General features: G+C 33.7%; 25 protein-coding genes. 12 read left to right on the top strand and 13 right to left on the bottom strand.

Annotated elements, in window-relative coordinates; all coding sequences use genetic code 11:
* Positions 1-2: 2 nt before the first annotated feature.
* Positions 3-1,034 (top strand): phosphoribosylformylglycinamidine cyclo-ligase, encoded by a 1,032-nt coding sequence (locus tag IPK14_23945; GenBank protein ID MBK7996308.1) that lies wholly within the window; start codon positions 3-5, stop codon positions 1,032-1,034.
* A gap of 45 nt (positions 1,035-1,079) precedes the next feature.
* On the opposite strand, the gene IPK14_23940 is transcribed toward IPK14_23945, so the two are convergent.
* Complete coding sequence (locus IPK14_23940) at positions 1,080-3,017, bottom strand: SUMF1/EgtB/PvdO family nonheme iron enzyme (protein MBK7996307.1); 1,938 nt, start codon at positions 3,015-3,017, stop codon at positions 1,080-1,082.
* A gap of 243 nt (positions 3,018-3,260) precedes the next feature.
* Between IPK14_23940 and IPK14_23935 the strand changes: the two genes are divergently transcribed.
* From IPK14_23935 to IPK14_23905, 7 genes are all read left to right on the top strand, one after another.
* The gene (locus tag IPK14_23935) at positions 3,261-6,566 is read left to right on the top strand and encodes a TonB-dependent receptor (GenBank protein ID MBK7996306.1); all 3,306 of its coding nucleotides are present in this window, start codon (positions 3,261-3,263) and stop codon (positions 6,564-6,566) included.
* Between the two features lie 313 nt (positions 6,567-6,879).
* Positions 6,880-7,542: an RNA polymerase sigma factor gene (locus IPK14_23930; protein ID MBK7996305.1), complete on the top strand. Its 663-nt coding sequence runs from the start codon at positions 6,880-6,882 to the stop codon at positions 7,540-7,542.
* 518 nt (positions 7,543-8,060) lie between these two features.
* Positions 8,061-9,971 (top strand): hypothetical protein, encoded by a 1,911-nt coding sequence (locus IPK14_23925; protein MBK7996304.1) that lies wholly within the window; start codon positions 8,061-8,063, stop codon positions 9,969-9,971.
* A gap of 269 nt (positions 9,972-10,240) precedes the next feature.
* Positions 10,241-10,576 carry a hypothetical protein gene (locus tag IPK14_23920; GenBank protein ID MBK7996303.1) on the top strand — a complete coding sequence of 112 codons (336 nt, stop codon included), beginning with the start codon at positions 10,241-10,243 and terminating at the stop codon, positions 10,574-10,576.
* A 135-nt stretch (positions 10,577-10,711) separates the two neighbouring features.
* Positions 10,712-11,608: a CHAT domain-containing protein gene (locus IPK14_23915; protein MBK7996302.1), complete on the top strand. Its 897-nt coding sequence runs from the start codon at positions 10,712-10,714 to the stop codon at positions 11,606-11,608.
* Between the two features lie 26 nt (positions 11,609-11,634).
* On the top strand, positions 11,635-12,711 hold the full coding sequence (locus IPK14_23910; protein MBK7996301.1) for a hypothetical protein: 1,077 nt from the start codon (positions 11,635-11,637) through the stop codon (positions 12,709-12,711).
* 77 nt (positions 12,712-12,788) lie between these two features.
* On the top strand, positions 12,789-13,067 hold the full coding sequence (locus IPK14_23905; protein MBK7996300.1) for a hypothetical protein: 279 nt from the start codon (positions 12,789-12,791) through the stop codon (positions 13,065-13,067).
* A gap of 51 nt (positions 13,068-13,118) precedes the next feature.
* Here IPK14_23905 and IPK14_23900 read toward each other — a convergent pair whose 3' ends face one another.
* Positions 13,119-13,322 (bottom strand): hypothetical protein, encoded by a 204-nt coding sequence (locus IPK14_23900; GenBank protein MBK7996299.1) that lies wholly within the window; start codon positions 13,320-13,322, stop codon positions 13,119-13,121.
* A 131-nt stretch (positions 13,323-13,453) separates the two neighbouring features.
* On the opposite strand from IPK14_23900, the gene IPK14_23895 reads away from it, so the two are divergent.
* Positions 13,454-14,062: a hypothetical protein gene (locus IPK14_23895; GenBank protein ID MBK7996298.1), complete on the top strand. Its 609-nt coding sequence runs from the start codon at positions 13,454-13,456 to the stop codon at positions 14,060-14,062.
* Positions 14,063-14,135: 73 nt separating this feature from the next.
* On the opposite strand, the gene IPK14_23890 is transcribed toward IPK14_23895, so the two are convergent.
* On the bottom strand, positions 14,136-15,221 hold the full coding sequence (locus IPK14_23890; GenBank protein MBK7996297.1) for a lipase: 1,086 nt from the start codon (positions 15,219-15,221) through the stop codon (positions 14,136-14,138).
* Between the two features lie 269 nt (positions 15,222-15,490).
* Here IPK14_23890 and IPK14_23885 point away from each other — a divergent pair, with 269 nt between their 5' ends.
* The 3 genes from IPK14_23885 (at position 15,491) to IPK14_23875 (ending at position 16,306) form a co-directional block, all read left to right on the top strand.
* The gene (locus IPK14_23885; protein MBK7996296.1) at positions 15,491-15,706 is read left to right on the top strand and encodes a hypothetical protein; all 216 of its coding nucleotides are present in this window, start codon (positions 15,491-15,493) and stop codon (positions 15,704-15,706) included.
* A 6-nt stretch (positions 15,707-15,712) separates the two neighbouring features.
* Entirely contained in the window at positions 15,713-16,012 is a 300-nt protein-coding gene (locus tag IPK14_23880; GenBank protein ID MBK7996295.1) for a type II toxin-antitoxin system RelE/ParE family toxin, read from the top strand.
* Between the two features lie 117 nt (positions 16,013-16,129).
* The gene (locus IPK14_23875) at positions 16,130-16,306 is read left to right on the top strand and encodes a hypothetical protein (GenBank protein MBK7996294.1); all 177 of its coding nucleotides are present in this window, start codon (positions 16,130-16,132) and stop codon (positions 16,304-16,306) included.
* A 51-nt stretch (positions 16,307-16,357) separates the two neighbouring features.
* Here IPK14_23875 and IPK14_23870 read toward each other — a convergent pair whose 3' ends face one another.
* From IPK14_23870 to IPK14_23825, 10 genes are all read right to left on the bottom strand, one after another.
* Positions 16,358-17,635, bottom strand: coding sequence for an MFS transporter (locus IPK14_23870; protein ID MBK7996293.1), 1,278 nt, complete (start codon positions 17,633-17,635; stop codon positions 16,358-16,360).
* A gap of 11 nt (positions 17,636-17,646) precedes the next feature.
* A complete protein-coding gene (locus tag IPK14_23865) occupies positions 17,647-18,909 on the bottom strand; it encodes a lipase (protein ID MBK7996292.1) in 1,263 nt (420 codons plus the stop codon).
* 14 nt (positions 18,910-18,923) lie between these two features.
* On the bottom strand, positions 18,924-19,937 hold the full coding sequence (locus IPK14_23860) for an alpha/beta fold hydrolase (protein ID MBK7996291.1): 1,014 nt from the start codon (positions 19,935-19,937) through the stop codon (positions 18,924-18,926).
* A gap of 2 nt (positions 19,938-19,939) precedes the next feature.
* On the bottom strand, positions 19,940-20,893 hold the full coding sequence (locus IPK14_23855) for an AMP-binding protein (protein MBK7996290.1): 954 nt from the start codon (positions 20,891-20,893) through the stop codon (positions 19,940-19,942).
* Positions 20,824-21,720: an AMP-binding protein gene (locus IPK14_23850; protein MBK7996289.1), complete on the bottom strand. Its 897-nt coding sequence runs from the start codon at positions 21,718-21,720 to the stop codon at positions 20,824-20,826. The genes IPK14_23855 and IPK14_23850 overlap by 70 nt, the downstream gene beginning before the upstream one ends.
* A gap of 6 nt (positions 21,721-21,726) precedes the next feature.
* The gene (locus IPK14_23845) at positions 21,727-22,113 is read right to left on the bottom strand and encodes a hypothetical protein (protein MBK7996288.1); all 387 of its coding nucleotides are present in this window, start codon (positions 22,111-22,113) and stop codon (positions 21,727-21,729) included.
* Between the two features lie 14 nt (positions 22,114-22,127).
* On the bottom strand, positions 22,128-22,523 hold the full coding sequence (locus tag IPK14_23840; protein ID MBK7996287.1) for a MaoC family dehydratase: 396 nt from the start codon (positions 22,521-22,523) through the stop codon (positions 22,128-22,130).
* Positions 22,524-22,629: 106 nt separating this feature from the next.
* The gene (locus IPK14_23835) at positions 22,630-22,962 is read right to left on the bottom strand and encodes a hypothetical protein (protein MBK7996286.1); all 333 of its coding nucleotides are present in this window, start codon (positions 22,960-22,962) and stop codon (positions 22,630-22,632) included.
* 55 nt (positions 22,963-23,017) lie between these two features.
* Positions 23,018-24,013, bottom strand: a complete 996-nt coding sequence (locus tag IPK14_23830; protein ID MBK7996285.1) for a ketoacyl-ACP synthase III — start codon at positions 24,011-24,013, stop codon at positions 23,018-23,020.
* A 1-nt stretch (position 24,014) separates the two neighbouring features.
* The gene (locus tag IPK14_23825; protein MBK7996284.1) at positions 24,015-24,824 is read right to left on the bottom strand and encodes an alpha/beta hydrolase; all 810 of its coding nucleotides are present in this window, start codon (positions 24,822-24,824) and stop codon (positions 24,015-24,017) included.
* Positions 24,825-24,868: the final 44 nt, after the last annotated feature.

Genomic DNA, 24,868 nt, shown 5'->3' with positions numbered 1-24,868 from the left:
TTATGGAAAAAATCACTTACCAACAAGCCGGTGTAAACATTGATGCAGCCAATGAAGCTAAACACCGTATTAAAAACTTAGCTCGTAAAACCTTTAATTCACAAGTCTTAACAGAAATAGGAAGTTTTGGCGCACTTTTTCGCACAAACTTTCAAAATATGAAAGATCCTGTTTTAGTTGCAAGTACCGATGGAGTCGGCACTAAACTAAAAATTGCCTTTCTAACAGGTATTCATAACACAATTGGTTATGACCTAGTTGCTCATTGTATTGATGATATCGCGGTTCAAGGTGCAAAACCTTTATTTTTTATGGACTATATCGCTACAGGTGAACTTTCTCCAAATGTAGTTGCAGATATTATTGAAGGTATAACCCGCGCCTGCCTTGAAGCAAATTGTCCATTAATTGGCGGAGAAACGGCAGAAATGCCCGGTTTTTACTCAGCAGGTGAATATGATGTTGCTGGCTTTATTCTTGGAGTTGTTGACCGTGATAAAATAATTGATGGCAGTAAAATTAAAGCTGGTGATCAATTAATTGGGCTTCCTTCTTTAGGCTTACATACTAATGGCTACAGTTTAGCACGTAAGCTATTTTTTGATATTGCTAAATATAATGTAGACAGTTATTTACCAGAATTAAATAGCACTGTAGCCGAAGCTTTACTTAAAGCTCATCGCAACTACTTCCCTGCTCTATCAGGACTTTTTGAGCAAGATTTAGTTAATGGACTAGCTCATATTACTGGAGGAGGCTTTCTAGAAAATATTCCTCGTATCTTGCCAGATAACACTCAAGCAGTAGTAAATTTAGGAACTTGGCCGGTTTTACCTGTTTTTGAAGTAATGCAAAAAATCGGCAATATTGACCAAAATGAGATGTACCGAGTGTTTAATATGGGTATAGGAATGATAGTAGTTGTTTCTAAAGAAAACTTTGAAACAGTGATGACCCATTTTAAGAACTTAAATGAGACTTGTTATCATATTGGTGAAATAACTGTAGGAAATAAAGAAGTTAAATTAGTTTAATAACCTAGGGTCAAAAACCCCAGGTTATTAAAGATAGCCTAAGCTTTATTTCTTGGCTGGAACGGTCATTGCGACTCGTAGCCCATAATCATTGCGCTTCCAAGTTAATTCTAAGTCATTGCGATAAGCTGAATGACAAGCCCCACCTCGACAAATCCATGAACCTCCGCGAGCAATTCTTTTTGCTTGATCACCGCCTGTTAACCAAGCACTACCATCAGTTGGCGCACCTTCATAGTTTTCATGCCAAACATCTTGACAATATTCCCAAACATTTCCATGCATATCAAATAAGCCAAAGTTATTAGCTACTTTTGTTGTACCAACAGCAAATGTCTGATCTAAATAGCCTTCTGGCTCTGGCCCTCGATAATGCCCTGACATTATTCCTGTAAAATTAACTTGAGTTAAAGTAATACTATCCCCAAAACTATACATAGTATCTGTTCCGGCACGACATGCATATTCCCATTCTGCTTCTGTAGGCAAGCGATATTCTTTTCCTGTATGTTTTGAGAGTCTAGCACAAAACTCTACAGCCTCATCCCAAGTTATTTGTTCAACAGGTGAATCATCTCCGCGAAAAGCTGAAGGTTTTGCTTTTATATCCATGTTAACTTTTGGCAAAGCAGCAACAAATTTCCATTGTGCTTGGGTTATTTCAAATTTGCCTAAGTAAAATGCCGGTATATTAACTTTATGTTGTGGCATTTCGTTTTTGTCATATCTACCACTATATTCTTCTTCTTTTTCTGAACCCATTAAAAAGCTTCCTGATGGTATTTCTACCATTTCCAAGGCAATACCTTCTGCTAAATTTTCTGAATAACTTTTAGCTTGTTTTGTACCTTCTTTAATAACTTTTCCGTTGATATTTAAGTCTACAGTCTTAAATTCATAAGTTTTAAGTGCTAAACCCCCTGCTCCAATTGTTGTTGCACTAGTTGTTGAATTTGTTGAATTTGTTGCTAAATTAGTAGTTGTTGTGCTAGTAGTAGCACCATTAACATTTACATTAACTGTAATAGAAACCACCAAATCATTAGCCTTATAGCCTTCAACTACAACTTGGGGTTCTTGTTTTTTCCCTACGCCTAAATCAATTTTTACCCGTTTAGGAACTTCTTCTTGAACATATTTTTTTAAGGACTCTAAAGTTACTTCGCCTTTTTCATTTGCTGCACCACCCTTTAAGCCTTCAACTATTGCTAGAGTAAAATAACCGTTTTTCTTTTCTGTATTTTCATAAGCTCTTGCACCAACATTAGTAGCATAAAGAGTAGCAAACGCATTTACTTCCTGATTACGTACATCAAAGCTAAAACCGCGTGTATAGGCTTCTGATAGATTATTGGGCGCGTCTGCTCTGCCTGCTGTTGGGTCATTTCGGCAAGCGTCCAAAATTACCATTACTTGTTTAACACCTGTTTGACGAATACGCTCTTTAATATTATTAACACTTATTGCTGTATCTTCTAGTAAGGTAATATCCCCGCTTACTTGAGCATTTGCTGGTAGTAAAAACGCTTTTCCATCTCTTTCTATCCCATGACCAGCAAAAGAAACTAGCAATAATCCATCTGGCGGAATTGCGGCTCTTAAATTTGATAACCGTCTTAAGATATTTTCCCTAGTTGGCTGGCGTTCTGCTGGCTGGTCAGAAGCTAGCAAAACTACTTGATCAGCAGGAAAACCAGCATATTTTGTTAAAGCATCTGCTAACAACTTGGCATCATTCACGGCAGCCGTTAAAGGTGTAATTTGTTTATCTTGATACTGCTCTACACCTATAACTAAAGCATAGCGTTTAGAGCTTGTAGGCCAATTTGCTACTGTAGCTAACCCTAACCCACGCTCATTTGTTGTTTGAGTGATATTTTTTTCCTGTTTTGACCGAGCATCTGTACTAACTGATAGACTTAAAAAACTAACCATTAAACAAACAGAAATAGAAAGTAATCTAATTATTAAACTTTTTTTCATACAACAAGTTACCTGCCAAAGATAAAATTATATTAATTAAATAACTATACCTAGTTACTTTTTAGGCTTTTTAAGAATTTGCTATTGGGGTTATTTTATTAATTTTTTGTTTAATTTTTGAAAAATGATAGCAAATCTTAATATAAATAAACACCTATTATTTGTTGTGGTTGGGCAATTAATATGGTTAAATCCTTTTTATCAAATAAAAGCTATAAACAAACCAACTAAGAGGAAAATCTTATGCAATATCCTCAAATAATTCTTAGTAAGTACAAACTGTTATCTATTTTGCAAATGTTAAGCTTGTTATTGCTGACTACAATTTTTGCTAGCTCAATACAAGCACAAACATTTCGGGGTACAATATTAGGTACAGTTACAGATCCTGAAACAGCCGTCATTGGTGGTGCAAGTGTTACAGCAAGAAACATAGACACAGGTATTGAAAGAACCACTACTACTAATGAAACAGGTAATTTTTCCTTGCCTGAACTGCCTACAGGAAATTATGAACTCAGAATTGAAAGAGATGGCTTTCAATCTGCATTAGTAAAAAATATTGTAGTAGAAGTTGCCTCAGAACGTCGTGTAGATATAGTCCTTAATTTAGGTTCAGTATCTCAAGCTATTGTAGTAGAAGCAACTATTCCACTACTTAACACAACTTCTAACCAATTAGGCCAAATATTTGAGAGTAAAAAAATTGAGCGATTACCAGTCAATGGACGAGATTTTACTAAACTTTTAGTAATTTCTCCTGGCACAACAGGCGATCCAAGCGGTGTAACAGATGCTCCAGGCTCATTTGGGCTTTTTAGCGTAAATGGTAATCGTGGTCGGGCTAATAACTATTTGCTAGATGGTACAGATATGAATGATGGCTATCGAAATCTACCAGCAATTAATGAAGCAGGTGTTTTTGGTACTCCAGCAACTATTTTGCCACTAGAAGCAGTTTCAGAACTAGCAGTTATTTCTAATTTTCCTCCTGAATATGGCCGTAATTCTGGGGCAATCGTCAATATTGTTACTAAATCAGGAACAAATGAATTTCATGGCTCAGTGCTAGAATTTTTACGTAATGACAAATTAGATGCACGTAATTTTTTTAACACTAAACCAAATCCACAAAACGCATTTCGTAATAATCAATTTGGTTTTGCTTTAGGCGGGCCAATTGTAAAAAATAAAACTTTCTTTTATTTCAACTATGAAGGTCAACGTGAGCGAGTTGGCGTTACTAGTCTAGCACGTGTTCCAGATCCGGCTGAAATTGCTGCTTTAGGTGGGGTAAAAAATCCAATAATTGCCCAAATTCTTAACCGAAACCCTTATCCAACTCCTAATATTCCAGTTCCACTTTTTGACCCATCTCCAAATCTTTCTGTTGCTACTCGTGCAAGTAATGATGTTAATGCTGCTACAGTAAAAATAGACCAGTCATTTTCTCCAAAAGATTTACTTAGTGGAAGATATTACTATGGAGATAGTGATCAAAGCTTTCCTCTAGCATTAGTTGGAGGTAGCAAATTACCTGGCTTTAACACTGTTACACCAACTAAAGTGCAAATTGCATCTCTTTCCTATGTTAAAGTCATTTCCAGTACAAAAGTTAATGAACTGAGATTTGGTTATAACCGATTTAAGCAAAACTTTTTTTCTGAAGATAACGACTTTAACCCAGGTGCAATTGGTCTAAATACAGGTGTTACTAACCCAAGAGATTTTGGACTACCAGTAATTAGAATCCGTCAAGACCCAAATTTAGGTTCTTCAATTGAGCCAATAGGGTCAAATCTCTCTCTTCCTAGAGGTAGAATTGCTACTAATTTACAATTAATTGATAATTTTTCCTCAAAATATGTCAAACATGACTTTAAGTTTGGTGTAGAGTTTCGACGAACTTTTGTCAACGGCTTTTTTGATGCTGGTTATCGTGGAAGAATTGATTTTGCTTCTTTAAGCGATTTTCTAGCAGGAAGACCTAGCGGTGGACGTAGTGCAATGGGTGATTCTCAACGCGGGACTTTCCAAAACTCTGTTGGGTTTTACTTCCAAGATAGTTTTCGTATTAAACCAACTGTCCTTATTAATTATGGTTTACGCTACGATTATTTTGGCGTGCTTGGTGAAGAGCGCGACCGCTTAAGTAACTTTGACTCTGCTCGTGGGCTAGTGCAAGTTGGTAAAGATATAGAACGCCTTTATGAACGAGACTTAGACAATTTTGCTCCTCGTGTTGGCATTAGTTGGGATATTAACGGCAAAGGAAAAACCGTGCTACGTGCTGGATGGGGACTATTTTATGATAGTTTTTCACAAGATTTCTTTGTTGGACAACTACCATTTAATACTTTTAATCCTGGGCCAGCTTATAACCCAACAGGAGAATCCCCAATATTATTTTCTTTTTCAGCAACAAATCAATTAGTTCCTGGTGCGCCTGTATTTAGCGGTTTTACTGACTCAGATGTTTTTGCTGTTGACCGTCGTTCACGTACTCCTTATGTACAAAACTACAACCTTACTTTACAAAGAGAACTTTTTAAGAATGTAGTTGTAGAAATAGCCTATGTAGGTTCACAAGGTCGCAAACTCTACCGTTATCGAGACATCAACCAACCTAACCCAACAGTTTCTTTATCACGTCCATTTGACAACGGGCCATTTGCACCTTCTGGTGGAACATTCTTTTATGTTAACCAACTAGAAACTACATCGATTTCTAGCTATAACTCTTTACAACTTAGTTTAGGAACTCGTAATCTACGTGGTTTAACTGCTTCTGTTTTTTATACTTATGGACATTCCATTGATAATGCTAGCGATGGACAAGATTATGTTCCTAATGCTTCACAACCTGATGATAGCAACCGACCTGATTTAGAAAGAGCTAGCTCTAATTTTGATAGCCGTCACCGATTTGTTTTTAACTTTAACTATGAACTGCCTACACTTAGCCAACGATTTAAGAAATTAACTAGTGGTTGGCAAGTTGGCGGACTTGTCACCTTAAGAAATGGCAACCCTTTTAATGTAAATCTTTTTGATGATTTCAATGGCACAGGCGAGTTTTTCCCAAGACCAGACCTAGTTGGTGATCCATTTGCAGGAACAAAAGGCCCTGATAGATTCTTGAACTTATCAGCTTTCCGAGTTCCTTGCATATTAAATCCAAATGGTTCAGGCAGTGCAGCAGATTGTTTAGCAGGTACACAGCGTTTTGGTACTTTAGGGCGTAATTCCTTAGTTGGGCCTGATTATAAAAACTTTGACTTTTCTGTAGCTAAAATGACTGAGCTAACAGAAAAGCTTAAATTAGAATTTCGTGCAGAGTTCTACAATATCTTTAATCATCCTAACTTTGCTTCTCCCCTTGTTCCAAACTTTGCTGTTGATGCCGGTTTTAATGGCATTGACCCTCAAACAGGTCGCGGTATTGGATTTTTACCACTAACTGCAACTCCTGATGTAGGCATTGGTAATCCATTCTTAGGCGGTGGAGGCCCTCGTAACATTCAATTAGGCTTGAAACTACTCTTCTAGTTTTTAGCAAACAAAAGTTATCTTAAATTTATAAACACCAGCTAATGTAAGTATTTAGCTGGTGTTATTTATTTAGAACTCTTTTTTAGAAGAAAAGTTTTATATAAAACTTTTTAAGTACAATCATTAAATAGTTTAAGTGTAATCAAAAAAGAATAGGAGAATAAATAAAAAATAATATTAGGATAAACCTGCTAAAATACAAAAAATTGTTTGTATACATCTAAATGCTTGACTATTGAGTAAATAATAGATAGTCTACCAGAATTTATAAATAAGATTCCTAGTAATTTATCTTGTTGGAATATTCTAAATGGATAAAAATAAACCACTTCAGATAATTTCTTCTGTTGAGCTTATAGCTCTTTGCAGAAGTAACAATGCTGATGTTTGGGAAGAATTTATAAAGCGTTTTCACCGCTATATTACTGTTTGTGTTTTTCGTGAAACTCGCAACTCTAAATTAGATACATCAGAAATTATACAAGAAGTTTTTCTTAAGTTATTTGCTAATAATCAAAAAATTCTAAAAGATTTTCAGGGTATAACAGAAGATTCTGTGTTTGTTTATTTAGCTACTGTCGTTCATAGCGTTGTAAAAGACCAAATCCGCCGAGAAATTGCACAAAAACGTTCTACTGTTTTTGTTGAATTAGATAAACCTATAGATAGACAAAAAGAAATACCCTTAAGCGAGCTTTTGCCTGCAACATTAGAAACATCTCCAGATGTAATGTTTGAAGAAAGAATCATTCCTAAAAAATTAAAAGAGTTATTAAAATCTGCACTCTCTGGCCCTAATGCAGCACGAGATACAATTATTTTTAATCTTCATGTAATTAACGGTTTATCTGCTCGTGAAATTGCAGAACTTCCAAACTTCGTTCTAAACACAAATAATGTACAAACTATAATCACTCGCACTAAAGAAAAATTAAAAGAAATCCTAGCAAAAAAAGGTGTGCTAGGATTATAAAATCTCTGTACAAATCTAAAAGCTTTTTACGTCTTATTTGTTATTGCTAAAGAAAATTTTATAGATAAGTAGTTAACATGGCGTAAATTAACTAAGTTAATATTTTTTTAATTTCTTAAATAATACGTAGGGTTGAAACCCTACGCTACAAATATGCCGCCCCGCTGGGGCTTAAGATTAAAATATCAGAATATTTAATTTACAATGTAGTTAAGAACTTATGCAAAAAAATCTAAGTGTAACTCAAATATTAATAAACCTCTATCAATAAATCTTAACCTATATTAATAAAGTACTAGGTATTAATTTAATTTATTTAATAATAAATTTTAATAAAATCTTGACTTTTTTTTAGCTTAAGCAATATAATGGCAAGCGTTTTAACCGAGAAAAATATATTAAGCTAGACGCTAGTTTATCTTAAACAATCAAAACCAACAAAGATTTACAATAAATTCACTAACTACAACAAATTCATTGGGTTACATTTTTAGCCCATCCAAAACTAAATTTATTATATGAAATTCTTACAGCCTAAGTATGTTTTAACAATCCTTAGTTTGTTGTCTCTTGCTGTTATGGCAATGTTGGCAACAAAGATTTGGTATATCAAAACTAAAAAGGAAACTGCTATGGTAGCACTAGCAAAAGCCGCAGGAAAAATTCGCACTACCGAAGCCCGCCTAAGTGGTGAATTTGCCTATGCTCCCTATGTCGCGCCAATTCCATCAGCAAAAACCAAAGTAAATCATGCGTTAGAAGAACTTAAAAAAGAACTGCTAGCCCAAGAAAAAGATTCTTCTAACTCCAATAATAAAAATTCCATTAGGCGTAACAATACTTTATCTATTTCGCCAAGATCGGCTACTCGTGGTGAAAGCAATGCAGCTAGCGATAAGCTTTATGAAACCAGCATTTTTATTGACCCAGTTTTATCTAATTTATATTTTTCTGAATTAACCCCATTTATTCCTGCAACCCTTTCGCTTACACGTTCAGCAGAATCTAGCGATCAAGTAAGTAGAGCTAGAGCTAATGAAACAAAAGCCTTTAGAAATCTAGCGGCTGAAATAATGCTTGATGACATAGTTGTTCCCACCCTAGAAACTGCACATGCTAAAGCACTAATTTATATTTTACGTAATGAGTTTAACTTAGCGATTGAGCGACTAGAGCAAGCCTTAAAAGAAATTCCAGCAGCTAAAACCAATGCTGAGTTGTTAAATGATTTAGCCGTAGCCTACCTAGCCCGCGCCCACGACGAAGAGCAGCCAGCAGATATTTTTGAAGCTCTATCTGTAATTGATAGCGCGGTGACAGCCGACCCAAATTTACTAGTAGCCCAATATAACCAAGCATTAATTTTGCAAAAGCTTTATCTATCTATATCAGTGGGTAAATACTGGGATAAGTATTTAAGAAAAGAAAAGTCTGAAGAATGGAAAGCAGAAATTAACAAATATATTGATGAACTTAATCAACCAACATTAACAGCACTTTGGGAGAAGGAAAAACCTAAAGTTAGTTCAGCGGTTCTTAGAGGTGATTACACCACAGTAAAACAAATAGTAAGCGAGTACCCTCATTTTGCTCGAATGTATGCTTTAGAGGAATTATTCCCTAGCTGGGCAACATCCTATTTAGAGCGTGATTTTGACAATGGGGAAGAAGTTTTAAGGGTTATTCAAGCCATAGGCAAAGTCTTAATAGAAATCCACCAAGATCATATGATAGACGATGGTTTAGCGACAATTTACCGAGTATATGATCAACCAAACTCTGCCAAGGCATTGTCCCAACTCGCCCAAGCCCATTTACTTTACAACGAAGGCTACAAACTTAATGAAAATAATGATCCTGCTAAAGCTAGTAAGCCTTTAGCCGAAGCTTTAGCCATTTTTAAGCAATATGATGATAGTGCTTTTACAGCATTGATTTATTTTTATCAAGCACGTAGTTATTTTTTCAGTTTAGAAAATAAAAATGCTTTTGAGACACTCGAAAAAACAAAATTACTTTCAGAAAAATATAATTATCCTTATTTATTAGGACGCACTTGCTCAATTAATAGTCAAGAACAAAGGAAGTTATTTCAATTCTCTAAAGCATTAGAAATAATGCCTCTAGCAATCAAACTTCTAAAACAAACTTCCGCATGGAGTGATTTATCTATAGCATTTGTTAATTATGGTCAACTTCTTACAGAATTAGGTCAATCTAAGCAAGTTCTTAATCAATACTATAAGGCTTTACAAAGTATTAATAAATTAGAAAGCACTATTCAAAATACTATATCTATTGGAACACTAGCCATTTATTTTACAAAAACAAATAGAATTAAAATTGTTTTCTACTTTTATGATGAGTTATTTGATATAGCTATGAAAAATAAATTAGAAAAATCTTTTTTCTATGCTGCGCTGGCGTAGTTTAGCTTATCACAAGACAAGGCAAAGATGCTGCTGCGCTAAAAGATATTGAACAAACAAAAACATATCTTTCACAATTTACAGATAAAACATTTCGTTTAAGTGCAGAAAATGAATTAGCTGCCGCAGAAGGTGAATATAGTTTAGAAGTAAATCCTCAAAAATCTATTCAGCTTTTTACTAAAATTATTGATACTTATATTAAAGCAAAAAGCCAACAAGAAAAACTTTCTTATCTTTACTTGTTACGCTCCCGTGCTTACCTTGTTTTGAATGATTACCAAAATGCAGAAAACGACCTAAAAGCAAGCATTCAAGAGTTTGAAATAGCTCGTAAAAATATTAAACAAGAAGTTTTTCGTACTAATTTTTTTGAAAAACCACAAGAAGTTTATGATGAAATGATTCAATTGCAGCTTAAGCTAAATCATCCTGATATTGCATTTAATTATTTAGAAAATAAACAAGCTCGTGTTTTATTAGATTTATTACATAACAAATCTAGGCAGATAGAGTTATTAAATGAGCCTCAACTTATTATAGATAGTATTGCAAAACCTTTTAACTTAGAAGAAATATTATCCTCATCCCTAGAAAATACCTAGTTATATTACTTTAATTAGTTATGCTTTTTATCAGGAGATCTTTATATTTGGTCTATTACAAAAGACAAAATAAATGTTATTAAATCGCCTTTAACAGAAGAAGAAATAAATTCTTTAATTGAAGAGTTTTATAAATTGATAGAACAAAACAAATCTAAAGAATTATTTAAACCTTTGTTAATAAAGCTTTATCAAGGAGTTTTGCAGCCTATTTTACCTTTTATTTCTCCACAACAAACTCTAGTTTTTATTCCTAGCAAATCTTTATATCAAATACCTTTTCCTGCGTTGTTTGATAATAAAAGCAATCAATATTTAATTGAAAAACAGAAAGTTATAGTCAGCCCTAGTGGAACAATTTTTATTAAATGTTCGGAGAGAAACCGACTTTTAGCTAAACAAAATCGCACTGACAATCTTTTGGCTGTAGGAAACCCTAGTTTCAATAAAAAATCATTTCCAAATCTTGCAAATTTACCTGCTTCAGAAATAGAGGCTAAACAAATTAGTCAATTTTATAAAAATTCTAGCTTGTTATTAGATAAAGAAGCTACTAAAGCTAAATTTTTATCCCTAGTAGAAAACTACAATATAATTCATTTTGCTGGTCATGCAATTATGGATGAGCAATCTCCATTATATTCACAACTAGTTTTTGCTGAAGATGAGGCTAAAAAACAAAATAGCAATTTATATGCTTATGAATTATATAAACAGAAATTTAACCAAACAAAATTAGTTGTTTTGGCAGCTTGTAAAACGGCTAATGGTCGTAATCTTAATAATGAAGGAATTGCTAACTTAGCACGACCATTTCTTGCCGCAGGCGTGCCAACAGTAGTTGCTAGTTTATGGAATGCTAATGATCGTGCCTCAGCCGAACTCTTTACCAGATTTCACCAAAACCTTATTAAAACAGGTGACAGCGTTGAAGCACTACAAAAAGCACAATTAGAGTTAATCAATCATTCTGATCCTAGCTTTCATTCTCCCCAATTTTGGGCAGCTTTTGTTTTGCTAGGAGGAAATTAAATCAAAAAATTACAAGGAGAAAAATCATGCCAAACTTAATTAAAAATATTAATGAAGAAAATCCTCCAAACGGTAAATTAAGAATCTTTTTTCGTGGCCTTTGTGTTTTCTACATAGACAAACCTAAGAATCAACAAAAAGAAACTACTAAACAAGCTACCAAACAAGCTAGTGTCCCAATAAAAGTCTTATTACCTGATGCCAGAATACCTGAAAATACTATTTCTTGTTATGAATATGATGTTAATGATCCTTTATTTCCTCATATTCCCTTACTTTCAATTCCAAAAGAACTGCTAAATCCATTACCTCAGCTAAAACCACATAAGTTTATCATTGAAGATGAATTTGTTTTCCCATTAACAAAACACATTATCGATGTAGGTCAAACAGATTCCCAATTAAAAAAAACTAAGGACTTTGAAAATTTTATTCCTAACTTGCGCGAATATGTCAAAGATGAAAAAGGGAACCCTATAAATATAAATCCTGATTTACTAGACCCAACTAAGATTAGAAATCATAATAAGCTAAGTGCTTTATTAGAAATAAAAACAGGTACAATTAGTATTCCTAGTTCACAAAACACTGATCCAAGACGTGCTGCTGATTTCATAAAAACTGTGTTTGATACAGATAACACTTCTGCTCCTGACGAAAAAGCTCAACTACTTGCTAATTGTGTTTGTTGGGATATAGATATTAAATACGCCTCAAAACCTAAATTATCAGAAAAACTATCAGAAAATAGCTTGATAAATTTAATTACTCCTCTAATTGAAAAAAATCGCTTTCAATCAAAAGTTACTTCAATAGCTGAAACATTAGCTAATAAATATTCAGCTAAACAGTCACTAGAAGAACCTGATAAATCTTTGTATAAACAACTAGATGAAAAATATCTCAAAGTAGATCCAACTGACTTTCAGCAGATTTTTCAACAAATTTTCAAACAAATAGCTAAAGAATTGCAAGATAAAAATGAGGTAAAATATCAAGATGAATATCAAGATATAGTTGAGTTAGTAGCCCAACACATAGCTGCAAAGTTAAATCCAGATCATAGATATTACCCTTTTACAATAAAATTAAAAAACCTTTAGATTTAAATGCAGAGTTAACCCTTGAGCTACAACTTAAAGTAAAAATTGATAAAGACACTAACACTATAGTTGGTGCAGTGCCAGGTAATATATTTATTACTAATATGCCATTAGAAGGAATTAGCATGCATCTCCCTTTCCAAAGAGAAAGAGATTTAGATTTTGCACTTACTTATTCTGTATTAGAACGTCCTGTATCAACACCATATTTGCTACCAAGAAGAATTCCTTCCCCTGATGAACTAAACAATCAGGAACAAACTATGCCCCCTTTAATGTGTGCTATTGTTCGTTATGAAAATGCTTTTGCTAACATAGAAGATCCTTCAAATGAGTTCGCAGATAAAGCCGACTAGCAAACACCCTACGTAAAATAACCCCTGATAATGGCGAATACAATGAGGTATTTATGAATCAAATTGATGATAAAGAAAAGTGTTGGTTAAGAACCAGTCAGAAAAACCAAAAACTGTATGTTTACTAGAAAGCGAAGTTTCCTTAACTAAAAAAGCTAGATCTGTAAGAACAAGTTTGCAGCATAATAGATTAAGAAATCGCTTAGATGTAGTCTTTTCATTACCTCCAAAAGATAAGTCTGAATCTAGTGACAAAGAGGTAATCGCAAAAAGAGATAAGATAAAAAAGCCAAAAGCCTCAAGATTCTAATTTTTCAAATTATGATCTAAGAAGTTGTTTTTCTATTTTATCTAGTGAGCGAGCCAAACCCTTTGCTTCAGGTATTTTGATTGCCAATAATGCTATTTTGACCGTTCATCATTTCCGTAAATCCAATTTATATAGAAGTAATTTTTGGAAAATTTGTAATGAAATTAATGCTAGTGCCAGAAAACTCTTTACTTGTAAACCTACTAACCTACCGTTAAGAATAAAGAATGAAGACTTAGAAATCCTTATTCTTGCCAAACCCATCATTAATATTGAACCTGCTATATTAGCTACTAAACAAGAAATAGATAGGGCAACTACAGGATTAATTGTTAGCTATGGTATTGATGAAAATGGGGTTAGTGGTGTTAAACGGGAACGTGTAGTAGATCTAGAACTTCCTGCTAACAATAGCAATTACATCCGTTATAACTGTAGTAGCAAAAGGCATTTGATAGTTAAAGCACCTCCACAACGTCAAGTAATTTCTAATCGCATAGAAACTGATGGAATCAACCCTAGAGATAGCGGATGCCCTCTTTACATAAATTGTAATGGAAAAATAAAACTTGCTGGTATTGCCACTAAATCATTAGAAAACGGTGAAGTAGGTTTATTTATTCGCGTTGATACATATGAGAAGGAAATCAAAAAAATTCTAGCAAGGTTTCCACCTGAAAATTGATAAAAATAAAAAGTGCAAGCAATTTATCTATAAACAAATTACTTGCACTTTTTGATTTTTCTTTTGGTTGTGCTTAGTTAGTTGCGTGGAATTTGACCATTCTAAGTTGATAGTAGCCTGTTAAATCTTTTACTCCAAAATGTCCATAAGGCACGGTGCTAAAGGTCTTTTGCCCGTTTTGACCAGGTATTTGACAGGTGTATTTTCCATAAACTACTGTCCCATAACCTACTACCTCATCAACGCTTGACCAAATGCTATAAATATATGAGCCTTCATAACGAGAGGTAGAATTTAGGTCAACTAAATAGCTGGAAACGCCATATGGCCCAACGAAGCCAATTAAATAACCTGGGTAAAGCCCTACTTCATCATCACAAGTAAGCGTTGTGCCTCCTGTCAAATAACAAGATGTTAGCCCTCGGTTTGCTCCAGCAATTCCAACAAAAGTGTCTACACTGCTGGTTAATGATGGGCCTAAATCATAATATCCGCCATTATAAGGATCATAGGCTGTACCGCCTTTTATGGCTTTGCGGGCTAAGGTGACACCTAAAGAATGTGCGACAATATCAACTTTTGCCGCGCCTGTGTATTGTTTGACGGCTTTAATAAAATTTCTAAGCTTAGTTAAATATTCTCTGGAATGGTATTGTTGAGAGGATGAAAAAACATTTGCTGGGCCGTATGTAGTCGCATAAAGCTCTGAAGTTTTGTAACCGTTGGATAGAAAATAATCTATTGAAGCATTCCAACCTGTTTGACCGGCTGTAGTGCCTACGGCTTTGTCAGAATTGCCATGAATAAAAATCACTGGTTGATTAACTACGCTATCCGTAGCACTTGACTTGCCGCCATAACTCCCGCCTGCTAAATCAAATCGACCAAAATCATAGCTTCCATAACCATTAGCAGCTAGCCAGTCTCTAAAATGAGGCGTAATTCCCGCCATACTTGCGGCCAAGTTGCCTTCGGCTTGCTGCTTGATGTTATAGGTTTGGCTAGGGGTTTGGGTTAAATCTTGTGTTGATTGTGATGGAAGGCTATTAGCACTTACATTTTTATTGATATGGTTTATAGCAGGATAAAAGGCTAAAAACAGAACTAAAACGGCTAAGGACAAGGAAATAAATCTAATAACATTTTTTGGTTGGCCCATTAAAATATCTCCTCTAATTATTTATAAATATTTAGTTTTTAATATGAGTTTTAGCGAAAGGAAGTAAAATGTACGTTCGTTCGTTATTATAACAGAAAGCAAATAAAAAAGAACGAACGTTTGTCTAAAAAGCGTAAAAAATTAAAATTTATTTGCGAAGGCATCCTGTTTTAGAAACTACTTGACTAGGTAAAGGAATATAATCCAAAGTAATAAAATCTAATTAGAGTAAAAGCAAAAAATTTTAGCCAAGAAATTTGGAGTAAAAAATGAGTGCAACAAATGTGTATAAAAAACAAGTTTTAGCAGAACTAGACGCATTGCCAGAAGAATATTTGCCTTACGTATTACAATTGATGAAAGCTTTTAAGGAAAGTGTAAGTCTAAAAAGCGCAAAAGCTAGTTTTGAACAAGGATGGAAAGAAGCAAAACAAGGAGAAACTTATCCAATAGAAGAATTATGGGAAGGAATTGATATAGAGTGATAAAATATGTCAAAGATATCAATCGAATACACTGGAGAATTTAAGCGTAATATAAGACAACTAGCTAAAAAATATCGTAGAATAAAAACAGATTTGCAAGAATTATTAGATGAACTTGTTAAAGGGCATAAACCAGGAGATCAAATAAAAGGAGTTAATGAGGAAGTATTTAAAGCAAGGGTAAGAAACACAGACAGCGCAAAAGGAAAAAGTGGTGGTTATCGTGTTATTTATCAGTATAAAAACGAGCAGATTATTTTAATTACAATTTATTCTAAATCAGAGCAACAGGTAGCTCCCCATTAAATCGGGGCCGTGATAAAAAGCATAAAATTGAGGATAATTTAAGGAAATTATTGGCTGTAAGTTATTGATTCTTCGTTGAAGCTTCATTATTAATTAACCAAAAATCTATGTTTTTTCTTGTTATTTCATCTGACCCCGATTAAGTGGAGAGCTACCGAGCAACAAGATATTGAATCTTCTGAAATTCAACAAATAATCTTAACTCATGATGCTCAAAGTCAAAGTGTAGAAAACGTAGTTACAGAAATTTCTATAGAATCAACAAACTCTACAGAATCAGGAGATAAATCTTAGTACATCGATTATCAATAAATACTGAATGTTTATCTAAAAAACGCTAAAAATTTAACTACTCTCTTTTTCCATTGCTCTACTGCCTAAATAAAGGAAAAAAGCACTCAAAACACAAGTTAGAGGACAGATTAAAAGTGAAAATTTAATTTGGTTAGGATTGGTGCTAACTCCCATTAAATCATTAAGTTTGCCAACAATTGGAGGGCCAAAGCCATAACCAATCATATTAACTGTAAAAAAGTAAACTCCTATTCCTAATCCTCTAAGTTGTGGCCCGGCAATATCATGAACGTCTGCGGCTGCGGGGCCAAGCCAAATTAATGCAGCAGCTAACAAAAATAAATTTGCGGTTACAAGCAAAATAACATTATTGCTATAAAGCAACATTAGCCAAAGTGGAATACAAGCAATTGCACCATAGCTAGTAAAAAGCATCCGTCCACCACGACCTTTTTTTCTAAACCAATCTGAAGCATAGCCACCTAAAATTGTACCTGGCATTCCACCTAAAATAGAAAGGATACCGGCTAGAAGCCCTATGGTTGCTATGCTTAAGCCGTGTACACGAGAGAAAAACGAAGGCCCCCAAATAGTTAAACTATTTGCAGCTAAAGCAAAAAGAGCATAACCAATATGATGAAATCTTAAAGCTTTAGACCTAAAAAGCCGTTTCCAATCCCCTGGTTGATAAAGAGTAATATTTTTTTCTGTTTGACCGCGTGAAGGTTCTTTTAAGAGAAAAACAAATAAAGCTACAAGAAGCCCTGGAAAACCTAACAAATAAAATGCCCAACGCCAACCCATTGAGCTACCTATCCAACCACCTAGAAAAAATGCTATCCCACCACCCAAAGGTATTCCAGAGGAATAAATAGCTTGAACAGTAGCACGCATCTTGACAGGAAAATAATCACTTAGCAGGGAAAGTGCTGCTGGGCCTAAAGTCGCTTCGCCTACCCCAACCATGACGCGGCAAAAAAAAATCCCCCAAAAGCTTTCTGCATAACCAGTTAAGCCAGAAAAGAGGCTCCAAATTGCTAGTCCAATTGCAATTAAATTTTTGCGAATTGTTCGGTCAGCTAGTCGGCCAAAAGGAATCCCTAAAAGTGTATAAAATATTACAAATGAAGTAGTTCCAAGCAGTGCTAATTGTAAATCTGATAGCAACAATTCTTTTTTAATTGGAGTAAATAAAATATAAATTAGCGAACGATCCAGAAAGTTTAAGGCATAAACTACTGTAAGCAAGCCTAGTACATACCAAGAATAATTATTTATATTTTCTGTTTTTTCAGCTTTTATATTTGCTTCTTTGACCAGGGTAGACATAAATTATTTTCCTATTTTTTTAACCATTCGCTAATTTGCGCTATAGATTTGCTATGCCAGGTAAGCAGTAAATGATTAGTTTCTATTGCCGCACTTCCTGACAAATTTGCTATAGCGGTTTTGTCCATCGCGCTATCAAGAAACACAAGTCCATCACTTGGGCCCGTGTGTTCATTATGAAAAAGCGGTATGTTGGCACTGCTACCAGCTAATAAATAAGTGTTGATAGATTTAGGGATTTCTTGAGATAAGACTTGTTTTACTAAAGATCCTTGCTCAATTGCTGAATCAATTCCTAGGCTTTCAGAAACAGAACCTTTTCCACCATAATAAGTTGTTTTCCAGTCAGTTTCATTTTCTGGCAATGAAAATTTTTGATCCCATTTTCTTAACATTTGCTTTTGACCGGGGAAAAAATTGCCTGCTTTAGTTGTATAAATTGATAGTTCGGGAAATGACTGCCATTTTTCCTGACAAAGTATTGATGTATGTACAGCCGGGCCATTTACCTTAAATCCACCACAGCTAGGAAAAACTAAGTTATTAAGCGTTGTGCCATGACGAAACGCATAATCTATCCCTGAGTTTGGACACCCAACTAAAATTAATTTGTTTATATCATTAGCATAATCTTTTCCCCATTTAGCTTTTATGCTGCTAGCATAAAGTCGGCTAGCAAATGCTCCTTTGCTCCAAGCAATTACATTAACTTGACTAGCGTTTGTTAAAACTTTAATTCTTGAAATTGCTTCTCCAATTTGTTGCGCCCAAAGCAAGTTATCGCCATGTTTATGAGGAAAATTAATTGCAAAAACTCTGTAACCTTCTGCAACTAAACTTTGCATTAAGCCAGTTTTTGCACAAATTGGAGAACCACAACCAAAGCCATATTCGCCAGGATTTGCCCAAGCACGATCAGCATTATCATTAGCACCATGTACTAATAATATTGGTGTTGATTTATTGTCTTTTTTATCCCATTCTGGCGCGTAATAAAGTAAAAAGCGGCTAGAATGTGGCTGTTTGCTAGCAAAAAACTCTGCTCGCTGTCCATCTTGATCACCTCTATTATCTAGCGGATAGTCTTCTGCTAAAAAATTTTCATTTTCTATTTTGTAACGCTCTACTTTTACCCAACCATGTAGAACTTTAGTAAAAGTGTCTTCTAAAACAACCCTGTTATTAGTTGCTTTTTTATCTTGACCATAGCTAATTAAATTTTCTGACATTGTGATTAAAAATAATAAAAAGATAATTAAAATTTTACGCTTCATAAAACCCCACAATATTATTTGCTATGAGAGAGCAACCAATCAACTGTTTTAGGCCAAACAATTTTTATTGCACTTAGCCCAATGGAAAGGCCGTGATGACCGCCTTTAACTTTTAATAATTCTTTATCTTTGCTGCCAACTAACTGCATTAAGATTTCCGAAGATTTAAGAGGGACAATTTCATCATGTTCAGCTAAGACATTTAGTAGAGGGCATTTAACATTTTTTAAGCTTATAATTTGATTTCCCAAAGGAAAGCGATTTTTTACAAGCAAATTTTGTTGATAAGCATATTTAATAAATTGTCGAAAAGTTTCACCAGCAATTGGTATTGTGTCTTTTATCCAATAATCAAAGGCAGCAAAAATTTTTATATATTCTTCATTTTCAATATTTTCTGCTAAATCAACATATTTAGTAATGTTTTTTAGCGGTTTAAGCATCATAAAAGTTGTATAAAGCACTTCTTTTGGAACATTTCCATAAACATTAATAAATTTATCAACATTAAAATTTTCTGGGCTACCCCATAAACTAAGCAGCGAATCATTATGAAAATCAACTGGAGTAGCCAGTAAAATCAGGCTTTGCACAAACTCTTGTTTAATAGCTGTATAGACTAAAGCCATTGTCCCGCCCATACAATAACCAATGATTGAAAGCTTTTTTGCTTGTGAGTGTTTTAAGACTTGTTTAACAATTTTGCTTAAAAAAAAGTTGATGTAATCCTCTAAACTTAAGCTAGAATCGCTGCTTTCAGGCACTCCCCAATCAATTAAATAAACATTAAATCCTTGATTAACTAAATATTCAACATAGCTTTTGCCTGGCATCAAATCCAGAATGTAATATTTATTTACCAGTGAATTGACTATTAGAATTGGCACATCAGACACAAGTTTATTTTTAGGCAAATAATGATAAACCTTAAAAGTATAATCAGAAAAAATTATTTCTGATGGAGTTTGTGCTACTTTAGGAGTTTGAAAAAGCTGCATCATCATTGCCGTTAACTTAAATAAATTCATGGTTAGCTATAAAGGCCTTCTAAAGCTTCTTTATAATTTTGTGCAACAACATTTCTTTTTACTTTTAGAGTTGGGGTAATTTCACCTGCTTCAATGCTTAAATCATGTTCTAAAATTACAAATTTTTTTATTGCTTCAGTTGATGAAACTTGGCTATTAACTTTGTTTACTAGATTTTGCACCAAAGAAATTATTTCTTGTTTTTTAGTTAAATCAGCAAAATCTAAATAATCAATTTTATTTCTTTGTGCATAATTTTCTGTTTCTAGTTGATTAAGTGTAATTAGTGCTGTTAAATAGCTTTTGCCATCGCCATAAGCCATTGCTTGACTAACAAGGGCGTGTTCCTTTAACAGATTTTCTAGCAATGCAGGAGCAACATTTTTTCCTGTTGAAGTAATAATTAGCTCTTTTTTACGACCAATAATTTTTAGAAATCCATCGCTTGTTAACTGGCCTAAATCGCCAGTTACTAGCCAGCCATCTTGAAACATTTCCGCAGTTTTGTCAGGCTCTTTATAATAACCGCTAAACATCATTTCGCTTTGCAACATAATTTCACCATCTGCGGCTATTTTTATTTTGCAACCTGGCATAGCTTGTCCAACTGTGCCAAAACGATGATTATCAGCACGATTAAAAGCAGCACAAAGATTTTCTGTTAACCCATAGGCTTGTAAAATTGGCAGCCCTAAAGCACTAAAAAATTCAGCAATTTCTTGTGGAAGTGGCGCACCACCAGAAGAAAGTATTCGGATTTCTCCACCAAAATAAGATTTAATTTTACTTTGTATTTCTGATGACAGAGTTTCATAGATTTCTAATAAATAAGTTGGTACAGGTAAGTTTTGCTGTTTTAAGTCGTCTATTTCTCGGCCAATTTTGACTACTTTATTAAATAAATGTTGTTCTTGAGTAGAAGCATTTTCAACATCAGAAATAATTTTGCTATGAATTTTTCAAAAAATCTTGGTAGACTGCCAAATATTGTTGGTTTTACTTCTAACATATAATGCCAAAGCTTATTTAAGTCTTGAACAAAATAGGCTGGTGAACCTGCATATAACCGGTTATAAAAACCTGTAATTCTTTCTGCTACATGACAATAGGGTAAATAGGAAAAAGATCTATCTGTGTCATAAACAGGAACAGTTTCTAAAAGCGATTCTACGCTATTGATAATATATTGATGGCTTAGACAAGCACCTTTTGGAAGTCCTGTTGTTCCTGAAGTATAAACCATAATAGCGATATCAGAAGCTTTGGTTTGTTTTCCAATCTCTGACAAATTGGCTTTTACATTGCTTAAATTTTCACTACCTAATTTTAAGAAATCTTTATAAGAAATTATTTCAGAACCTGCTAACTGTTCATCTAAAACAATTATTTTTTTAATTTTTGGAATTTCAGATTTTATTGCAAGAATTTTGTTTAGTTGCTGCTTACTGTCAACAACAATATATTCTGCATCTGAATGGTTAATAATATATTTACACTGTTCAGCCGAGCTTGTAGGATAAAGTCCAACACTTACACCACCAGCAAAAATAGTCCCAAGATCGCTAATGGGCCATTCTGGTAAAGTCCCCATTAAAATGCAAACCGAATGACCTTTTGTTAAACCTAATGAAAACAGTGCTGAACTAAAACATTTTACTTGGTAAGCAAAATTATTCCATGACATTGCTTGCCAAGAGTCTTGTTCACGAGTATATAAAAAATTCTTTTCACCATATTCTTTAACTCGTTCTTGAAAAAGCAGATATAGATTTTCATACTTCATATTATTTTAAGAAACTTTAGCTTTATTCATTACTAAAGCTTCTCCCTCACAAATAATTTTGTTTTTAGAATCCAAACAAGTTGTTTTACAAGTAATTAACCCTTTATCTTGACGAATATCTACAATTTCAACTTTAGCAGTCAGTTCATCGGCTGCATTTGCTTGAGATAAAAAATTTAATTTTTGTTTAAGATAAATAGTACCTTCACCAGGTAGTGTTGTACCAAGTATCATAGAAAAAAGCCCTGCTATCAAAGCCTCTGGAACAATGCTAGTTTTATCAACTGATGAAAAAGTTTTTTTTCCTATCAAAGAAGCATATTCTTCTAATTGAGAATCAGTAAAAATCTTTTTACTTACCGCTTGATCTCCAACATCAACTTTTACAAACATTTAACTTTTTCCTTCTAATTAGATAATTTTAATAAAGTTAGACTTTGACAAGCTAGAGTTCCATCTGTTTTAGTAACAGAAGTTTTTACTTCTACTATTTGTTCTTCGGTTTTTATAGTAGTTATTTGCTGCATTAAGAATAATTCTTCTTCAGTATAAACAGGACTAAGAAAAGCTAATTCCTGTGATAATTGTTTACCTTTAGGAAATTCTTTATTTAAGTATTCACTAATCACAGAATAAACCAGCATTCCATGAGCAATAGTTTTACCAAATCTGGATTTAGCAGCATATTCTAAATCTATATGAATAGGGTTTTTATCGCCGCTAATTTCAGCAAATTTATTAATATCAGCTTGAGTAAAGCTTATATTTGTACTAAATGTTTTGTTGATTTGAATATTATTCATACAGTTGTTTTAAGGTAATTTGATTATGAAAATTCTAAGCCCTAAATTTAGGGCTTAGATAAATAATTGACCCTATATTTAACAATCTTTCTAACAGCTAAGTTATTTATTTTTTAGCAGTTGTCACCACAGGCAAAGAAAATAATTCAAAAGCTTTTTTTGTATTTTCAGCAGTACGAGCATTAAATTCTGTTACTTCTTTCTTAAATGGATAATCAGTAACTAATTTTTCTGCTGTATCTGCCATTTTATCTAAAAATTGTTGACGTGTTTGGTAGCAACTATTGATATATTCTTTTACAACAGTAGTGTTAGCATCTTTTGAAGTCATAGTAGCTTCAATAAAGCTTTGAGCTACTTTATCAGCAGCCTTTTGTATATGCAATGTGCTGCGAATACCTACTTTTGCAGTTTCTTCATAAATTGACATTAAATTCATAGTTTCTCCTAAGTTTTTATAAGAATTTGTGTTGCTAAAAAATAGTGGTTTGATTTTAGATAAACCACCGAAAAACCGTACAAGCCATATTTAGGCCACCACCAGAAGCACACATTACAATTAGATCCCCATTTTTAAGCTTGCCTAAATCTACTAAGTCATCTAGTGCCATAGGAATACAAGCTGATCCTGTATAACCCCATTTGCCCATAATTGTATGAGCAAGCGACATAGGCACTTCTAAACGCTCTGTAACAGCCTTAATGGTGCTTAAATTAACTTGGGTAAAAAGAAATTGTTTAACATCTTTAATTTCAACATTGGCTTTTTTTAGTGTTTCTTTAACTAAATTAGGCCAACCTTCAATGTTAACTTCTGGAGGATATTTTTGTAAAAATCTTACTTTATTATATTTTCCTTCACGGAAAACTTGTTTATTGATGGGCATTGCTGTCCCGCCTGCAAATATCCCTAAATAATTATGATATTGTCCATCAGCAAGAAGTTTTGAAGCTAAATAACCTGGTTCTTCACTAGCTTGTAAAACAACAGCACCAGCACCATCAGCAAAGATTGTGCAAGTTTTTTTGTCTTCCCAGTCTAAATATTTACTCATAGCATAGGCACCAATAACCAAAATATTTTTATATTCAGGATCGCCCATAATATAAGTAGCTGCGGTTTTTAGTGCGGTAACAAAACCAGCACAAGCACAATTAACATCAAATGAACCAGCATTTTTAGCACCTAAACAATATTGAACAACGGCTGAAGTAGCTGGAGAAATATAAGCTGGTGTATCTGTTGCAACAATAATTAAATCAATTGCTTCTGCGGTTAAATTAGCTTTTGTTATAGCTCTACGTCCTGCTTCAACAGCTAAATCAATGGTGTTTTCTTTTTCAGAACAAATATGACGACGCTCTATTCCTACAACTTGGGAGACAAAAGTATTTATATCTTCGCCTAACATTTGGCTTAAGTCGTCATTGGTTAGCATTTTTTCTGGCACATAAGAACCTGTACCAACAATTCTGGCATAACGTGGCATTTTAATTATTCCTCTTTTGACCATTAAGAAAATCTATGACTAGTTGGTTAAAGACCTTTGGATATTCAATAAAAACTGAGTGTCCACCATCATTAATAACTTCTAGGCGAGAATCTTTTATTCTTTTTGCTAAGTTATAAGAATTTGCTACTGGCACCATTGGATCTTTATCTCCAGTTACTATTAAAGTTGGTGTAGTTAAATCTTTTAATTTAGCTTCAACATCAAATGTCATAGCTGCTTGTAATTGACTTAAATAAGCTTGATATAAAATTGGGTTTGCTAAACGTAGTCCAACTATTTTTTCAAATTCTTCTTCTTTTGTTGTTTGAAAATCTTGAGCTAAAGCAAATTTTAAGTTTTTTCTAATTCTTTGCTCTGAATTTGGATCTTCAAAAGAACTCATTGCCATTAAAGTTTCTGCTGATGGAGAAACATGATTTTTTCCACCAAAACTTGTACAACAAAGTATTAGGCTAGAAACTTTTTCTGGATATTTCAAAGCTAATTCCTGTGCAATAAACCCGCCCATTGAAGCACCTAAAATATGTGCTTTTCTAACTCTTAAAAAATCCATTAAATCAGCTACATCATCAGCCATTCTTTCCATTGAGAATGGATAAATAGGATTTTTTGAGCGACCTACACCACGATTATCAAAAACAATAGTTTTATAATTTTTAGAAAATTCTGGTATTTGGTGATACCAAATCCAAAGACCTGTAGCAAAGCCTGGTATTAAAATTAAAGGATACCCTTGACCATAAATTTCATGGTGAATTTCATAATTGCTAGTTTGAACTTTTGACATTTTTTAACCTAATTTAGAAAATTTGTAGGGCTACTAGAAAAGTA

This window comes from Blastocatellia bacterium (assembly GCA_016713405.1).
Classification (GTDB): domain Bacteria; phylum Acidobacteriota; class Blastocatellia; order Chloracidobacteriales; family JADJPF01; genus JADJPF01.
Note: the sequence above shows the minus strand (reverse complement) of the source record. Positions and strands in the feature narration are given on the sequence as shown.

Bases quoted from the DNA above. Each gene is read 5' to 3' on its own strand.
- IPK14_23930 (MBK7996305.1), top strand. From the start codon at position 6,880: ATGGATAAAAATAAACCACTTCAGATAATTTCTTCTGTTGAGCTTATA.
- IPK14_23890 (MBK7996297.1), bottom strand. From the start codon at position 15,221: ATGGGCCAACCAAAAAATGTTATTAGATTTATTTCCTTGTCCTTAGCC.
- IPK14_23835 (MBK7996286.1), bottom strand. From the start codon at position 22,962: ATGAATTTAATGTCAATTTATGAAGAAACTGCAAAAGTAGGTATTCGC.
- IPK14_23830 (MBK7996285.1), bottom strand. From the start codon at position 24,013: ATGCCACGTTATGCCAGAATTGTTGGTACAGGTTCTTATGTGCCAGAA.
- IPK14_23850 (MBK7996289.1), bottom strand. From the start codon at position 21,720: ATGAAGTATGAAAATCTATATCTGCTTTTTCAAGAACGAGTTAAAGAA.
- IPK14_23910 (MBK7996301.1), top strand. From the start codon at position 11,635: ATGCCAAACTTAATTAAAAATATTAATGAAGAAAATCCTCCAAACGGT.
- IPK14_23935 (MBK7996306.1), top strand. From the start codon at position 3,261: ATGCAATATCCTCAAATAATTCTTAGTAAGTACAAACTGTTATCTATT.
- IPK14_23925 (MBK7996304.1), top strand. From the start codon at position 8,061: ATGAAATTCTTACAGCCTAAGTATGTTTTAACAATCCTTAGTTTGTTG.
- IPK14_23825 (MBK7996284.1), bottom strand. From the start codon at position 24,824: ATGTCAAAAGTTCAAACTAGCAATTATGAAATTCACCATGAAATTTAT.
- IPK14_23860 (MBK7996291.1), bottom strand. From the start codon at position 19,937: ATGAATTTATTTAAGTTAACGGCAATGATGATGCAGCTTTTTCAAACT.
- IPK14_23865 (MBK7996292.1), bottom strand. From the start codon at position 18,909: ATGAAGCGTAAAATTTTAATTATCTTTTTATTATTTTTAATCACAATG.
- IPK14_23880 (MBK7996295.1), top strand. From the start codon at position 15,713: ATGTCAAAGATATCAATCGAATACACTGGAGAATTTAAGCGTAATATA.
- IPK14_23885 (MBK7996296.1), top strand. From the start codon at position 15,491: ATGAGTGCAACAAATGTGTATAAAAAACAAGTTTTAGCAGAACTAGAC.
- IPK14_23840 (MBK7996287.1), bottom strand. From the start codon at position 22,523: ATGAATAATATTCAAATCAACAAAACATTTAGTACAAATATAAGCTTT.
- IPK14_23870 (MBK7996293.1), bottom strand. From the start codon at position 17,635: ATGTCTACCCTGGTCAAAGAAGCAAATATAAAAGCTGAAAAAACAGAA.
- IPK14_23845 (MBK7996288.1), bottom strand. From the start codon at position 22,113: ATGTTTGTAAAAGTTGATGTTGGAGATCAAGCGGTAAGTAAAAAGATT.
- IPK14_23945 (MBK7996308.1), top strand. From the start codon at position 3: ATGGAAAAAATCACTTACCAACAAGCCGGTGTAAACATTGATGCAGCC.
- IPK14_23940 (MBK7996307.1), bottom strand. From the start codon at position 3,017: ATGAAAAAAAGTTTAATAATTAGATTACTTTCTATTTCTGTTTGTTTA.